Consider the following 14,601-nt stretch of genomic DNA (forward strand, 5'->3'; position numbering starts at 1 on the left):
GTGGCCGCCCTCGCGCGTTCGCCCGGGAGGACTCCCGTGTTCGCCCTGGGAAATGTCTCGTGCGCTGCCGACACACCCCGTGGAAGGATGGGCCAAACATCACAAAACCGAGGAGTTGACCGGGTGCCTGGCACGAACCTGACCCGTGAAGAGGCTCAGCAGCGGGCAGCGCTGCTCACCGTGGACGCGTACGAGGTCGAACTCGACCTCTCCGGTGCGCAGGAGGGCGGCACCTACCGGTCCGTCACCACCGTCCGCTTCGATTCCGCCGAGGCCGGTGCCTCCACCTTCATCGACCTCGTCGCCCCCGCCGTGCACGAGGTCGTGCTGAACGGCCACGCGCTGGACGTCGCCGCCGTCTTCCGCGACGCGCGGATCGCGCTGGCCCACCTGGCCGAGGGCCGCAACGAGCTGAAGGTCGTCGCCGACTGCGCGTACACCAACACCGGTGAGGGTCTGCACCGCTTCGTCGACCCGGTCGACGACCAGGCCTATCTGTACACGCAGTTCGAGGTCCCGGACGCGCGCCGCGTCTTCGCCTCGTTCGAGCAGCCCGACCTCAAGGCCACCTTCCAGTTCACTGTGAAGGCGCCGGCGGGCTGGAAGGTCATCTCCAACTCGCCGACCCCGGAGCCCAAGGACGACGTCTGGGTCTTCGAGCCGACGCCGCGGATCTCCACGTACATCACCGCGCTGATCGTCGGCCCGTACCACTCGGTGCACTCCTCGTACGAGAAGGACGGGCAGAGCGTCCCGCTCGGCATCTACTGCCGTCCGTCGCTCGCCGAGTTCCTCGACGCGGACCACATCTTCGACGTCACGCGCCAGGGCTTCGACTGGTTCCAGGAGAAGTTCGCGTACGACTACCCGTTCGCGAAGTACGACCAGCTCTTCGTACCGGAGTTCAACGCGGGCGCGATGGAGAACGCGGGCGCGGTCACCATCCGCGACCAGTACGTCTTCCGCTCGAAGGTGACGGACGCGGCGTACGAGCGGCGCGCCGAGACCATCCTGCACGAGCTCGCCCACATGTGGTTCGGCGACCTCGTGACGATGGAGTGGTGGAACGACCTCTGGCTGAACGAGTCGTTCGCCACCTACACCTCCGTCGCCTGCCAGGCCTCGGTGGCGGGCACCCGCTGGCCCAACGCCTGGACGACCTTCGCCAACGCGGAGAAGACCTGGGCCTACCGCCAGGACCAGCTGCCGTCCACGCACCCGATCATGGCCGAGATCAACGACCTGGAGGACGTGCTCGTCAACTTCGACGGGATCACGTACGCCAAGGGCGCCTCGGTCCTGAAGCAGCTCGTCGCCTACGTCGGCCAGGACGAGTTCTTCAAGGGCGTCCAGGCCTACTTCCAGGCCCACGCCTTCGGCAACACCCGCCTCTCCGACCTCCTCGGCGCCCTGGAGGAGACCTCCGGCCGCGACCTGAAGACCTGGTCGAAGGCATGGCTGGAGACGGCCGGCATCAACATCCTCCGCCCGGAGATCGAGACCGACGAGAACGGTTCGATCACCTCCTTCGCCGTCAAGCAGGAGGCGCCCGCGCTCCCCGCCGGCGCCAAGGGCGAGGCCGTCCTGCGCCCGCACCGGATCGCGATCGGCTTCTACGACCTCGACGCCGCCGGCAAGCTGGTCCGCACCGAGCGCCTCGAACTCGACATCGAGGCCGCCGGGCTGACCGCCGTCCCGCAGCTCGCGGGCAAGGCCCGCCCGGCCGTCGTCCTCCTCAACGACGACGACCTGTCGTACGCCAAGGTCCGCCTCGACGAGGTGTCCCTGAAGAACGTCACCGCGCACCTCGGCGACTTCGCCGAGTCGCTGCCGCGCGCCCTGTGCTGGGCCTCGGCCTGGGACATGACCCGTGACGGCGAGCTGGCCACCCGCGACTACCTGGAGCTCGTGCTCTCCGGTATCGCCAAGGAGTCCGACATCGGCGTGGTCCAGTCGCTGCAGGGCCAGGTCAAGGCCGCCCTGGAGATGTACGCGGCGCCGGAGTGGCGCGAGGCCGGTCTTGCCCGCTGGACCGAGGCCACCCTCGCGCACCTCCAGGCCTCCGCGCCCGCGAGCGACCACCAGCTGGCGTGGGCGCGCGCCTTCGCGGCTACCGCCCGCACCCCGCAGCAGCTGGACCTGCTCGCGGCCCTCCTGGAGGGCCGCGAGACCGTCGAGGGCCTGGCCGTCGACACCGAACTGCGCTGGGCGTTCGTCCAGCGGCTCGCGGCCACCGGCGTCTACGACGAGCCGGAGATCGCCGCAGAGCTGGAGCGCGACCGCACCGCGGCGGGCGAGCGCCACGCGGCCACCGCGCGCGCGGCCCGTCCGACCGAGGCGGCGAAGGCGGAGGCCTGGGCCTCGGTCGTCGAGGACGACAAGCTGGCGAACGCCGTGCAGGAGGCCGTCATCGGCGGCTTCGTACAGGCCGACCAGCGCGAGCTGCTCGCCCCGTACACGGCGAAGTACTTCGCCGCGATCAAGGGTGTCTCGGAGACCCGCAGCCACGAGATCGTCCAGCAGATCGTGGTCGGTCTCTACCCGAGCCTCCAGGTCTCGCAGGAGACCCTGGACGCGACGGACGCCTGGATCGCCGAGCACAACCCGGCCCCGGCGCTGCGCCGCCTGGTGACGGAGAGCCGCGCGGGCGTGGAGCGTGCGCTCCGGGCCCGGGCGGCGGACGCGGCGGCGGCGAAGTAGCGCGCCCCGTAGCGAGGAAGGGGCCCCGGACCATGTCGGTCCGGGGCCCCTTCGGCGTATCGGCGTGTCGGCGTGTCGGCGTGTCGGCGCATCGGCGTGTCGGCGTGTCGGCGCTCCGACGGTCCGCTGGTCCGCCGGTCCGCTGGTCCGCCGGGTGCGGACCGCGAAGGACCGGCCGTGAGGTCCGCCCGGCGGGCGGGCGTCGGCGCGCTGCCGCTCCGCCGGGCGGAAGGACGGGGCCCGCGGGCGTGCTCAGCCGCCGAGCGCCGTGAACCGGGCGCGCAGATCGGCCGCGCCCTGCTCCGTCAGCGCCCCGTGGAGGCGCATCCGGGCGACGCCGCCGTCGGGGAAGGCGTCGAGGCGGACGTGGGTGACGACGGCCTGGGCGGGGAGCTTGAAGCGGTGGAGGGTGTCGGGCTGGAGCCTGGTGCGGGGGATGATCTCGAACCACTCCCCCGTCTCGCCGTTGCGCCCCTGGAGGGCGATCCAGCCCGCCGAGTTGCCCTTGAGGTAGGCGGTGTCGATCTCGACGGCGCGGACGGCGCCCTGCGCGGCGAGCCGGAAGCGCACCCAGTCGTTGGTGCCGCGCACCCGGCGGCGCCGGTTCTCCCAGCCGTCGTCCATCTTGCGGGACGTGCCGGGCAGGATGATCTGGGTCGGCGAGGAGTAGAACCTGTCCGAGGCGTCCTCGTACGAACCGCCGTTGAGCACGGAGATCAGGTCGAGGGTGCCGAGCAGCTCCAGCCACTCGGGGTCGGGCACGACCTCGCCGTGGACGCGGAGGCGGGCGATGCCGCCGTCGGGGTGCTGGCAGACCCGGAGGTGGGTCCAGCGGCGCTCGGCGGTGACGGTGAAGCCGTTCGCGGCGTGGCCACGGACGGGGGTCGGCGGGACGAGTTCCTCCCACGTGGCGTCCAGGAGCTCCGCGGGGCTCGGCGAGCCCTCCACCGAGGTGGCCTGGATGCTCACGCGCTGCGGGTAGTTGCCGCGGAAGTGGGCGGTGTCGACGATGATCCCGCGGATCACACCGGGGGCGCCGAGCCGGACGATCGCCCAGTCGTGGTCCTCGGGGGCGGGGAAGACGTTCTCGGCGTCGGCGCCGCGGCGGCGGCGGGTCTCCCAGCCGTCCATGATCTTGCCCTTGTGGCCGAAGTGCTCGGGGTCGAAGACGGCGCGCTCACGGACGAGGAGGTTCTCCCGCTCGGCGAAGAACTCGTCGTTCGCGGCGACGACGCCGGCGCCGAGACGGCGGTCGGCGAGGTCGACCAGCTCGGTGAAGGGGAAGTCACCGGTCCGGTAGTCGGCGTACGGGTCGCCGCCGGAGTACGGGGCGGCGTCGTTGGCGTGCGGATCCTGGTCCTGGCTCGTCTCGAAGGTCATGCGTCGACTGTGCGCCTCGGGGACCTGGTGGGTCCATCGAATGTTTTCGACGAGCATCTTCAGTTCTGCTGAACGGTTTCCCGTTGGGCCGCCGCCTGCCGGAGGGCTCCCAGCACCCGCGTCACCGCCGGGCCCTCCTCCGCCCCGCGCCGTACCGCCGCGACGACATGGCGGCGCGGCTGGTCGGCGGCGAGGACGCGCATCACGATCCCGGCGCCGCCGCGGCGTTCCGCGGAGGCCATCCGGGGCACCAGGGCGATGCCCATCCCGGCCTCGACCATGGCGAGGATCGCGGTCCAGCCGGAGGCGCTGTGGGCCTGCTCGGGCACGAAGCCGGCGGCCTCGCAGGCGGCGGTGGTGATCTCCGACCAGGGGCCCGAGCCGCCGAAGATCCACGGCTCGGCGGCGAGGTCGGCGAGCCGCAGGCCGGGCGCGTCGGCGTGCGGGTGCCCGGCGGGCAGCGCTACGTCGAGGGGATCGGCGAGCAGCGGGACCCGGCTGAACTTGGGGTCGCGCGCGGAGGGCGCGTGGGCGGCGAGCGAGAGGGCCAGGTCGACCTCGCCGGCCGAGAGCAGCTCGTACGCCTCCGCCGCCTCGGCCTCCCGGATCCGGACGTCGAGTCCGGGGTGCGCGCTCCGCAACTGCCGTACGGCGGGCACGACGAGCGCGGGCACGGCCGTCGAGAACGCCGCCACCCGCACCTCTCCGGCCTCGCCCCGCAGATAGCCGTCGAGTTCGGCGTCGGCGCGCTCCAGCTGGGCGAAGACCGCCTCCGCGTGCCGCAGTACGAGCTGGGCGGCGTCGGTGAGCCGGACGCGGCGGCCCTGGGCCTCGAGGACGGGTACGCCGAGCTGTCTGGCGAGGTTGGTGAGCTGCTGCGAGACGGCCGAGGGGGTCATCAGCAGCGCCTCCGCGGTCGCGGTGACGGTGCCGCGGTCACGGAGGGTGCGGAGGATCTGGAGCTTCTTGATGTCCCACTCGGTCATGGGGCGCAACCTATCGGGAGCTATGCGGCCCGGCGTGCGCCGGTGGCCGAGCTCAGGGCCACTCCGCCGAGGATGAGCGCCATGCAGGCCACGCCGAGGAGGCCGAGCCGCTCGTCGAGCAGGGCGTACGAGAGGAGGGCGACGCAGACGGGCTGGAGGTGGTAGACGGCGCCCGCGCGGGCCGCGCCGATGAGGGCGACGGCCTTGTTCCACGCGAAGAAGGCGACGGCGGAGGAGAGCACGCCCACGTAGACGAGTGGGCCGACGGTGCCGGCGGTGGGCGCGAAGCCGCCGTGGGCCGCGAGGTCGGCCGCGTACACCGGGAGCAGCATCAGGGCGCCGATGAGGAAGGTCGTGCAGAGGAGGACGGGCCCGCCGAGTCCCTCCGGCCGGCGCTTGAGCAGGGCGCTGTACGAGGCGAAGCTGAGCGCCGCGGCGAACATCCACAGGTCGCCGGCGCCGAGCCGGGACGGCAGGGCCCCCTCGCCGACCAGGAGCAGCACGCCGGCGCAGGCGATGGCCATGCCCGTGACGCGCCGGGCCCCGAGCCGGGCGCCGCCGAATCGCTCGTACAGCGCCATGACCACCGGCGATGCGGCCATGATCATGCCCATGTTGCCGGCGGATGTGGTGAGTCCGGCCTGGTTGACGAGGGTGTTGTAGACGGTGATGCCGAGCAGCGAGGCGAGGACGACGAAGCCCAGGTGACGGCGGATCAGGTGCCGCTGCCGCCAGGTGGCGCGGGCGGCGAAGGGGGTGACGACCAGGATCGCCACGATCCAGCGCCAGAAGGCGGCCTGGACGGGCGGGACGGTGTCGTGCAGGGCGCGGGCCGCGACGAAGCTGCCGGACCAGACGGCGGTGGCGAGCAGGGCGAGGAGCACGCCGAAGCCGGCGCCTCGGGCGGGCGCCGACTTCCGGGTGGTGGCGGGGGTCGGGTGACGCGCGGTGATCAGACTCATGGGGCCTACCGTCGCACCGTCGAACCTTCCAGGTCTATCGAAACTTTCTGACGGCTCTCTTCAGTAACACTGAACAATGCGGGGTCGCTGCGCGCCTCGACGGCCGGTTCGGCCCGCTTCCCCGTACGGGGGCTCAGCTGGCCCGCCAGGGTCGCGCCGAAGGCGATCGCCATGCCGAGCAGCTGCACCGAGCCGAGGGCCTGGCCGAGCGCCGCCCAGCCGATGATCGCGGCGGTGAGGGGCGAGAGCGGGCCGAGGAGGGTGGCGGAGGAGGCACTGAGCCGCTCGATGCCGCGGAACCAGAGGAAGTACGAGATCGCGGTGTTGCCCAAGGCGAGGTAGGCGTAGCCGGCCAGGTTGGCGCCGGTCAGGGCCGGCGGGGCGCCTTCGATCAGGAAGGCGACGGGCAGGATGACCAGGCCGCCCGCGGTGAGCTGCCAGCCGGTGAGCGCCAGGGCGCCGACGCCCTCGGGGCGGCCCCAGCGCTTGGTGAAGACGACGCCGGCCGACATCGACAGGGCGGAGAGCAGCCCGGCGAGCACACCGACGGTGTCGAACGCCGCCCCGGCCTTGAGGACCACGAGGCTGACGCCGAAGGCGGCGGCGATGGCGGTGAGCAGGGTCCTCACCGTGGGCTTCTCGCCGAGGAGGAGGGCGGCGAGGCCGACGACGAACAGGGGGCCGACCGAGCCGACGACGGCGGCGACGCCGCCGGGGAGCCGGTAGGCGGCGAGGAAGAGCAGCGGGAAGAACGCGCCGATGTTGAGGGCTCCGAGGACGGCGGACTTCCACCACCAGGCGCCCTGCGGGAGCTTGCGGGTGAGCGCCAGGAGCACGAGTCCGGCGGGCAGGGCGCGCATCAGGCCGGTGAAGAGCGGCCGGTCGGGCGGCAGGAACTCGGTGGTGACGAAGTAGGTGGAGCCCCAGGAGATCGGGGCCAGTGCGGTCAGTGCGACGACGGCTGCCTTGTGGGACATGACGGTCTCCCCCTCGCTGCGGATGCCGGTCCGGATGGACCGGACTGGCTTGGCGGTAATTAACTTACCACTAAGCTACTTACTTGCAAGTGGCTTTCTTGCCATCGAGTCATGAGGAAGAGGAGACTGCTCGCATGGACACGAAGACCCCCGGCCCCGGCCCCGCCCACGACGCCGTCGACGCCATCACCGACCAGTGGGCGGTGGTCCGCCCCGACCTGGACACCGTGCCGATGGCCGTCTTCGGGCGAATCTACCGGCTCGCGAACGCCATGCGCGGCAGGGTGGACAAGGCGTACGCGCCCTATGGTCTGGCGCTCGGGGAGTTCGACGTCCTCGCGACCCTGCGCCGCTCAGGGGAGCCGTACACGCTCTCGCCGCGTGAGCTGACGGCGACGCTGATGATCACCACCGGCGGGATGACCGGCCGGCTGGACAAGCTGGAGAAGGCGGGGCTCGTCACCCGCAGCCCCGACCCGCACGACCGGCGCGGGCTGCGGGTCACGCTCACCGAGCACGGCCGGGAGCTGGTGGACCAGTCCGTCTCGGCCGGTCTGGCGCAGCAGCGGGAGGCCCTGGAGGGCGCGCTCAGCGAGGAGGAGGCGGCGCAGCTGGCCGGGCTGCTGCGCAGGCTGCTCGCGACCACGGCGTAGCGGCCGGCGGGGTTCCGCGCCACGTGTCCGCGCGCGATTCCAGGGACGGATCCGCGGGGCTCCCCGCAGGTGCCCGCGCGGTTCCACGCACGCGAGGGCGCCGCACGGTACGTCGTACCGTGCGGCGCCCTCGACGGAGCGGAGGAGGAGGCGGTCAGGCCTTCTTGGACTTGTCGAGCAGCATCACGAGACCGGCGATGACCAGGAACAGCACCAGCGGTGCGGCCACGAACAGGCCGAGGGTCTCGATGACCGACAGCTTGGGGGCCGGGTCGTCGCCGTCGTCGCGGGTGAGCGCGAGCGCGGGGGACGACATGAGCAGCATCATCAGCGTCGTACCGGCCGCGAGCGAGCCGGCGCGCAGTGCGTTCTTCTTGTCCACGGTGCAAACGTAGCGAACACCTAATCGGACCGCGCGCCCGGGGGTGCCGTACGGGCGTCGGACCGGGTGGTCCGTGCCTCCGGGGGCGCCGTACGCGCGCGGAGTTCGCGCAGCAGGGCGTGCGCCCGGGGCGAGGCGGCGAGGCGCTCCAGGGTCATCGGCTGCCCCTCCGCGTCCGCGAGCGGCAGCCGCCAGTTGGGGTACTCGTCCCAGGTGCCGGGCAGGTTCTGCGGTCTGCGGTCGCCCACCGCGTCCGGCAGCCAGACACCCACCATCCGGGCCGGGGTGTCGAGCAGGAACCGGTGGACGGCCCTGATCTCGGCCTCCTCCGCCCCAGGGCCCTCCGGGAGCAGACCGAGCCGCTGGAACAGCCCCAGCCACTCGGCGGTCTCGGCCGCGTCCGCCGCCCGCTCGCGCGCCAGGTCCCCCGGGAGCAGGCCGAGGCGGTGCCGCAGGCGGACATGGTCGCCGGAGAGCCGGGCGGCGGTCGGGGGCAGGTCGTGGGTGGTGGCGGTGGCCACGCACTCCGCACGCCACTCGGCCGGGGCCAGCGGACGACCGGAGGCCGCCCAGTCCCGCTCGAACCAGAGCACGGAGGTGCCGAACACCCCGCGCGCGGCCAGCTCCTCGCGTACGCCGGACTCGACCGTGCCGAGGTCCTCGCCGATGACAAGGGCGCCGGCGCGGTGGGCCTCCAGGACGAGGACGGCGAGCATCGCCCCGGCGTCGTACCGGACGTAGGCGCCCTCGGTGGGCTCGCGGCCCTCCGGCACCCACCACAGCCGGAACAGGCCCATCACGTGGTCGATGCGCAGCGCGCCCGCGTGGCGCAGGAGTTCGCGCAGGAGCCCGCGGTACGGGGCGTAGCCGGCGGCGGCCAGGGCGTCGGGCCGCCAGGGCGGCAGGCCCCAGTCCTGGCCGCGGGAGTTGAAGGCGTCGGGCGGGGCGCCGACCGACATGCCGGCTGCGAAGGCGTCCTGCTGGGCCCAGGCGTCGGAGCCCTCCGGGTGGACGCCGACCGCCAGGTCGTGGACGATCCCGACCTCCATCCCGGCCTCGCGGGCGGCCGCGGCGGCGTCGGCGAGCTGCCGGTCCGTCAGCCAGGCGAGCCGGCAGTGGAAGTCGACCCGGGCGGCGAGAGCCGGGTCGTCGCGGACGACGGCCTCCGCCGCCCGCGGGGAACGCAGCTCCTCGGGCCAGGTCCGCCAGTGGTGGCCGTGCCGCTCGGCGAGGGCCTGGTAGGTGGCGTGGTCCTCAAGGGCGGGGCCGCGCGCGGCGAGGAAGTCATGGAAGTCGGCGCGCCTGCCGGGGCCGAGTTCCACACCGCCGACGACGAGTTCGAGGGCGCGCCGCTTGACCTCCCACACGGCGTCCCGGTCGATCACCGCACCCTTGCCGAGGACCCGTTCCCGCAGGTCGGCGGCGTCGGCGAGGATCAGGTCGAGCTCCTCGCGGTGCTCGGAACCGACCAGGGCGTACTCGGGGATCTCCTCGATCCGCAGATGGACCGGGTCGGGGAAGCGGCGCGAGGAGGGGCGGTACGGGGAGGGGTCGCTCGGCGCGCCGGGCACGCCCGCGTGGAGCGGGTTGACCTGGACGAAGCCGGCGCCGTGCGTGCGGCCCGCCCAGGTGGCGAGTTCGCGCAGGTCGCCGAGGTCGCCCATGCCCCAGGAGCGGGTGGAGAGCAGCGAGTAGAGCTGGACGAGCAGCCCGTACGCGCGCCGCTCGGGGGCGGGCACGCGCGCGGGGGCGACGATCAGGGTGGCGGTGGCGGCGCGCCCGTCGGGGGCCTGCGCCTCGACCGCGTGGACGCCGAGGGGAAGGCGATCCCAGTCGTGGCCGGTGACGACGGCGCCGTCCTCGGTGGTGACCCGGAGCCGGGTGCCGGGCGGCAGGTCGGCCGGCGGGTGGGCCGGCTCCGCGCCGCGCCACCGGACCAGGGTCGGGGGCAACAGGCGCTCCCGCTCGGTCCGTTCGGCCGCGTCGAGGGCGGCGGCGACCGCTTCCGGCGTCGCCGCGTCCACGCCGAGGGCGCCGAGGACGGCCACCACGGTGGCGTCCGGCACGGGCACGGTGACCCCCGCGGAGGGGCTGTAGGCGGTGGCGACGCCGTGACGGGCGGCGAGACGGGCCAGGGTCACTTCACACTCCGGGGGACTCCGTGCCCGCACTTCCTGGGGCGGTGGGTTCGCTGGTGAGGGGGGCCGCCACGGTCAGGGGCGGCTCGCTGGTGAGGGGCGCGGCGTCGGGCAGCGGCGGTTCGCTGGTCAGCGGTTCGTCCGTCCTGGCCGGCTGCTGCGGAATCCGTATCCGTCCGAGGTGCGGGGCGGTCGTGGTCACGGGGGTCTCCCGATTCGTCTCGACTGGTGGGACCTGGGTAACGACTGAGGCCTACCCACCGCACCTCGTTTTACCGGCGGAAAGTGGCGAAGTGACGTCACCTCGCCGACGGCTCGCCGGGCAAAGCCGACACATCGGCCATGTGCATTGACACCTCAGTGCGACGGGTGGTGGGCTCGTGACCCACTCGTGACCAAACCGGCGAGCGGCCGGCGGCCCCGGCCGAAGGGAGACCCCCGTGCACCTCGGGCACCTCGGACGCAGCAGGCGCACCGCGACGGCCGTCGCCGCCGCCGTCATCGGCGGCCTCCTCGGCGGCGCGGTGCCGGGCTCGGCGCAGGCGGTCCCGGGGGCGGCTCCGAACGCGCGCCCGAAGGCCGCGCCGTTCACCCCGACGACGCCGCTCGCTCCGACGGCGCCGCTCGCCCCGACGGCGCCGGACGCTCCGGCGGACCCGGGCGCCCCCACGGCCTCCTCCTCCCCGGCCTCCTCACCTGCCTCCTCCCCCACGGCTTCCTCGACCTCTGCGCCCTCCGCCGGCTCCGCGGACGCCGCCTCCGCGCGCGTGCCCGCCGTCTGGCCGCGCCCGCAGTCGCTGACCGCCGCCGGGCCCGCCGTACCCCTCGGGGACGAGGTGACCCTGCTCGCGGACGCCGACGCCGATCCGTACGCCCTCGCCGCCCTGCGCGAGCTGCTGCGGGCCGCCGGGGTGCGGACCGTCCACACCGGGCTCCCGGGCCGGGGGCCGCTCTTCCGCGTCGCGGGCCCGTCCGGCGAGGCCGCCGAGGACGCGCTGAGCGCCCTGCGGGTGCCCGACCGGCTCGATCTGCCGCGCGGCGGCTACCGGCTCGCCACGGGCCGCCTCGGAGGCCGGGACACGGTCGTCCTGGACGGGGTGGGCGGCGACGGGGTGTTCCACGCCGTGCAGACGCTGCGCCAGCTCATCGGCGGCGGACGGGAGATCCCGGGGGTCGTCGTGCGGGACTGGCCGGGCACGGCCGAGCGCGGGATCACCGAGGGCTTCTACGGGACACCCTGGACGGCCGAACAGCGGCTCGCCCAGATCGACTTCCTGGGCCGCACCAAGCAGAACCGCTATCTGTACGCCCCCGGCGACGACCCGTACCGGGGCGTGCAGTGGCGCGACCCGTACCCGGCCGCGCAGCAGGCCGGGTTCCGCGCGCTCGCGGAGCGGGCCCGCGCCAACCACGTGACGCTCGGCTGGGCCGTGGCGCCCGCCCAGTCCATGTGCCTGTCCTCGGGCGGTGACATGGCGGCGCTGACGCGGAAGCTCGACGCGATGTGGGAGCTCGGGGTGCGTTCCTTCCAGCTCCAGTTCCAGGACGCCTCGTACGACGAGTGGCACTGCGACCGGGACGCCGACACCTTCGGGCGGGGTCCCGAGGCCGCGGCGGCCGCCCACGCGCGCGTGGCGAACGCGGTCGCCCGGCACCTCGCCGAGCGGTATCCGGACGCCGAACCGCTGACGGTGATGCCGACGGAGTACTACCAGGACGGCGCGACCGCCTACCGCACCCGGCTCGGCGACGCGCTCGACGCGGACGTGCGGGTGGCATGGACCGGCGTCGGCGTGGTGCCGCGCTCGATCACCGGCGGGGAGCTGGCGCGGACCCGGGCCGCCCTGCGACATCCGCTGGTCACCATGGACAACTACCCGGTCAACGACTACGCGCAGGACCGGCTGTTCCTCGGCCCCGCGACGGGCCGTGAACCGGCCGTGGCCGCCGGTTCGGCGGCCTTCCTCGCGCTCGCGATGGAGCAGCCCGCGGCCTCCCGCGTCCCGCTCTTCACCACCGCCGACTACGCCTGGAACCCGCGTGGCTACCGGCCCGAGGAGTCCTGGCGGGCGGCCGTCGACGACCTCGCGGGCCCGGAGCCGGCCGCCCGCGAGGCGCTGCGGGCGCTCGTGGGGAACGGCGCCTCGTCGGTGCTCGACCCGGGGGCCGAATCGGCCTACCTGAAGCCCCTCCTGGCGGCCTTCTGGGCCTCGCGCACGAGCGCGGCGACCGGGGCGGTCCCCGGGCGGGAGAAGGCGGCGAGGGAGCTGCGGGCCGCGTTCACCGTGATGCGCGAGGCACCCGGGCGGCTCTCGGGCACCGCCGGCGGCACCCTCGACGACGAGACCGGCCCCTGGCTGGAGCGGCTCTCCCGCTACGGCCGGGCCGGCGAAACGGCGGTCGACATGCTGGTCGCCCAGGACTCCGGCGACGGGGCGGCGGCCTGGCGCGCGCAGTTGAGCCTGGAGGCGCTGCGGAAGGACCTCGCGGCGGGCCGGGTGACGGTCGGCACGGGGGTTCTCGACCCGTTCCTCACGCGCGCGGTGGACCGGGCGAAGGCCTGGACCGGCGCCGACCGGACGCCGAGGGCCCGTGCCGACCGCGCCACCGGCTCGTACACCGTGCGGCTCGACCGGGCGCGGTCCGTGGAGGCCCTGACGGTGATGACGGATCCGGGTGCCGGGGCCCCGCGCGACGCGCGCGTGGAGGCGTACGTCGAGGGCGAGGGCTGGCGGGCGCTCGGCCCGCTGTCGGCGTCCGGCTGGACGCAGGCCGAGCTCAAGGGGCTGCGGGCGGAGGCGCTGCGGGTGGTGTGGAGCGGCGACGGGCCGGCGCCCGCCGTGCGCTCGCTGGTGCCGTGGTTCGCGGACGGGCCGCGCGCGACGCTCGACCTGGCCCGGACGGAGACGGACGCGGAGATCGGCGGTCCGGCCCAGCGGGTGGACGTGGAGCTGTCGGGCCTGCGCGCGGGCGAGGTGCGGGGGCCGCTGACGGCGAGGGCCCCGAAGGGGATCACGGTCACGCTGCCGGAGCAGGCGGTGGTGGAGCGCGGTGCCCGGTCGACGGTGCCCCTCGATGTGTCGGTGGCTGCGGACGCGCACGCGGGCACGTACCGGGTGCCGGTGTCGTTCGCGGGCGAGGAGCGGGTGCTGACGGTGCGGGCCTTCCCCCGTACGGCGGGCCCGGATCTGGCGCGGACGGCGACGGCCTCCTCCTCGGGCGACGAGACTCCGGACTTCCCGGCCGCCCTCGCGGTGGACGGCGATCCGGCCACCCGCTGGTCCTCGCCGGCGGAGGACGGCGCCTGGTGGCAGCTGGAGCTGCCGGAGCCGGCCCGGATAGGGCAGGTGGTGCTGCACTGGCAGGACGCGTACGCCTCCCGCTACCGGGTCCAGGTCTCGGCCGACGGGCGGGTGTGGCGTACGGCGGCGACGGTCGCGGAGGGCCGGGGCGGCCGGGAGTCGGTGCGGATGGACGCGGCGGACACGCGCTTCCTGCGGGTGCAGGGCGAGGCGCGGGCGACGCGGTACGGCTATTCGCTCTGGTCGGTGGAGACCTATGCGGTGGCCGGGCAGAAGCAGCCCGAGCAGCCCGGTCAGCCCGGTCGGCCCGCCCGGAAGCCGACGGAGCCGCCGACGGGGGCCGGGGGCACGGCGCCGGACGAGACGCCTAAGAGCACGCCGGAGGGCACGCCGGAGGAGCGGCCCGCCCCCTGAGTGGGGCCCACCGCTCCCGTGCCGAAGCCGCCCCCGCGTACGTACGCGCGTGATTCCGCGTACGTACGCGGAAGGCCCGGCTCAACCCGTCGTCAGCGCCCTCACGGGGGCGTCGGCGACGGAGTCGATCCGGGCCATCACATCCTCGGCGCCGTACGGCTGGAGGTACGGCAGCCAGCGGGGGTCCCGGTGTCCGGTCCCGATGATCCGCCAGGCCAGGCCGGTCGGCGGTGCCGGTTGGTGGCGCAGCCGCCAGCCGATCTCGCGCAGGTGCCTGTCGGCCTTGACGTGGTTGCAGCGGCGGCAGGCCGCCACCACGTTCTCCCAGGCGTGCGTGCCCCCGCGGCTGCGGGGGATGACGTGGTCGACGCTGGTCGCGACGCCCCCGCAGTACATGCAGCGCCCGCCGTCACGTGCGAAGAGGGCTCTGCGGGTCAAGGGAACGGGCCCCCGGTAGGGGACCCGCACGAAGCGCTTCAGTCGCACCACGCTGGGCGCGGGGACGACTTGGGTCTCGCTGTGCAGGAAGGCGCCGGATTCCTCGAGGCAGAGAGCCTTGTTCTCCAGGACGAGGACGAGTGCGCGGCGGAGCGGTACGACGCCGAGCGGCTCGTACGACGCGTTGAGGACCAGGACATGCGGCACGGATGCCTCCTATGACGCCGGCGGCGCGTGGCTCGCGCCGGGACGAACTGCTCTCAGTCTCT

The 14,601-nt window shown here is 74.2% G+C and carries 11 protein-coding genes; 3 read left to right on the top strand and 8 right to left on the bottom strand.

Annotated elements, in window-relative coordinates; translation table 11 throughout:
* Nucleotides 1-123: 123 nt before the first annotated feature.
* Nucleotides 124-2,700 (top strand): aminopeptidase N, encoded by a 2,577-nt coding sequence (gene pepN, locus ACIP84_RS19890; protein ID WP_401799030.1) that lies wholly within the window; start codon nucleotides 124-126, stop codon nucleotides 2,698-2,700.
* A 252-nt stretch (nucleotides 2,701-2,952) separates the two neighbouring features.
* Here pepN and alc read toward each other — a convergent pair whose 3' ends face one another.
* From alc to ACIP84_RS19910, 4 genes are read right to left on the bottom strand one after another with little or no spacing between them, the layout of a single operon-like run.
* Nucleotides 2,953-4,080, bottom strand: coding sequence for an allantoicase (gene alc, locus ACIP84_RS19895; RefSeq protein ID WP_401799032.1), 1,128 nt, complete (start codon nucleotides 4,078-4,080; stop codon nucleotides 2,953-2,955).
* 59 nt (nucleotides 4,081-4,139) lie between these two features.
* The gene (locus ACIP84_RS19900) at nucleotides 4,140-5,066 is read right to left on the bottom strand and encodes a LysR family transcriptional regulator (protein WP_401799034.1); all 927 of its coding nucleotides are present in this window, start codon (nucleotides 5,064-5,066) and stop codon (nucleotides 4,140-4,142) included.
* Between the two features lie 20 nt (nucleotides 5,067-5,086).
* On the bottom strand, nucleotides 5,087-6,028 hold the full coding sequence (locus ACIP84_RS19905; protein WP_401799036.1) for a DMT family transporter: 942 nt from the start codon (nucleotides 6,026-6,028) through the stop codon (nucleotides 5,087-5,089).
* 5 nt (nucleotides 6,029-6,033) lie between these two features.
* The gene (locus ACIP84_RS19910) at nucleotides 6,034-7,005 is read right to left on the bottom strand and encodes an EamA family transporter (RefSeq protein ID WP_401799038.1); all 972 of its coding nucleotides are present in this window, start codon (nucleotides 7,003-7,005) and stop codon (nucleotides 6,034-6,036) included.
* Between the two features lie 134 nt (nucleotides 7,006-7,139).
* Between ACIP84_RS19910 and ACIP84_RS19915 the strand changes: the two genes are divergently transcribed.
* Nucleotides 7,140-7,658: a MarR family transcriptional regulator gene (locus ACIP84_RS19915; protein ID WP_355966460.1), complete on the top strand. Its 519-nt coding sequence runs from the start codon at nucleotides 7,140-7,142 to the stop codon at nucleotides 7,656-7,658.
* Nucleotides 7,659-7,812: 154 nt separating this feature from the next.
* Here the strand turns inward: ACIP84_RS19915 and ACIP84_RS19920 are convergent, their stop codons facing one another.
* From ACIP84_RS19920 to ACIP84_RS19930, 3 genes are read right to left on the bottom strand one after another with little or no spacing between them, the layout of a single operon-like run.
* The gene (locus ACIP84_RS19920; protein WP_355966457.1) at nucleotides 7,813-8,040 is read right to left on the bottom strand and encodes a hypothetical protein; all 228 of its coding nucleotides are present in this window, start codon (nucleotides 8,038-8,040) and stop codon (nucleotides 7,813-7,815) included.
* A gap of 20 nt (nucleotides 8,041-8,060) precedes the next feature.
* Nucleotides 8,061-10,181: a 4-alpha-glucanotransferase gene (malQ, locus tag ACIP84_RS19925; RefSeq protein ID WP_401799041.1), complete on the bottom strand. Its 2,121-nt coding sequence runs from the start codon at nucleotides 10,179-10,181 to the stop codon at nucleotides 8,061-8,063.
* A 1-nt stretch (nucleotide 10,182) separates the two neighbouring features.
* Nucleotides 10,183-10,380, bottom strand: coding sequence for a hypothetical protein (locus ACIP84_RS19930; RefSeq protein ID WP_187624474.1), 198 nt, complete (start codon nucleotides 10,378-10,380; stop codon nucleotides 10,183-10,185).
* 238 nt (nucleotides 10,381-10,618) lie between these two features.
* Here ACIP84_RS19930 and ACIP84_RS19935 point away from each other — a divergent pair, with 238 nt between their 5' ends.
* Nucleotides 10,619-13,894 carry a beta-N-acetylglucosaminidase domain-containing protein gene (locus ACIP84_RS19935; RefSeq protein ID WP_401799043.1) on the top strand — a complete coding sequence of 1,092 codons (3,276 nt, stop codon included), beginning with the start codon at nucleotides 10,619-10,621 and terminating at the stop codon, nucleotides 13,892-13,894.
* Between the two features lie 81 nt (nucleotides 13,895-13,975).
* On the opposite strand, the gene ACIP84_RS19940 is transcribed toward ACIP84_RS19935, so the two are convergent.
* On the bottom strand, nucleotides 13,976-14,539 hold the full coding sequence (locus tag ACIP84_RS19940; protein ID WP_030325842.1) for an HNH endonuclease: 564 nt from the start codon (nucleotides 14,537-14,539) through the stop codon (nucleotides 13,976-13,978).
* Nucleotides 14,540-14,601: the final 62 nt, after the last annotated feature.

Source organism: Streptomyces sp. NPDC088707 (assembly GCF_044752725.1).
Lineage (GTDB): Bacteria > Actinomycetota > Actinomycetes > Streptomycetales > Streptomycetaceae > Streptomyces.

Bases quoted from the DNA above. Each gene is read 5' to 3' on its own strand.
- alc (WP_401799032.1), bottom strand. From the start codon at position 4,080: ATGACCTTCGAGACGAGCCAGGACCAGGATCCGCACGCCAACGACGCC.
- ACIP84_RS19900 (WP_401799034.1), bottom strand. From the start codon at position 5,066: ATGACCGAGTGGGACATCAAGAAGCTCCAGATCCTCCGCACCCTCCGT.
- ACIP84_RS19905 (WP_401799036.1), bottom strand. From the start codon at position 6,028: ATGAGTCTGATCACCGCGCGTCACCCGACCCCCGCCACCACCCGGAAG.
- ACIP84_RS19910 (WP_401799038.1), bottom strand. From the start codon at position 7,005: ATGTCCCACAAGGCAGCCGTCGTCGCACTGACCGCACTGGCCCCGATC.
- ACIP84_RS19915 (WP_355966460.1), top strand. From the start codon at position 7,140: ATGGACACGAAGACCCCCGGCCCCGGCCCCGCCCACGACGCCGTCGAC.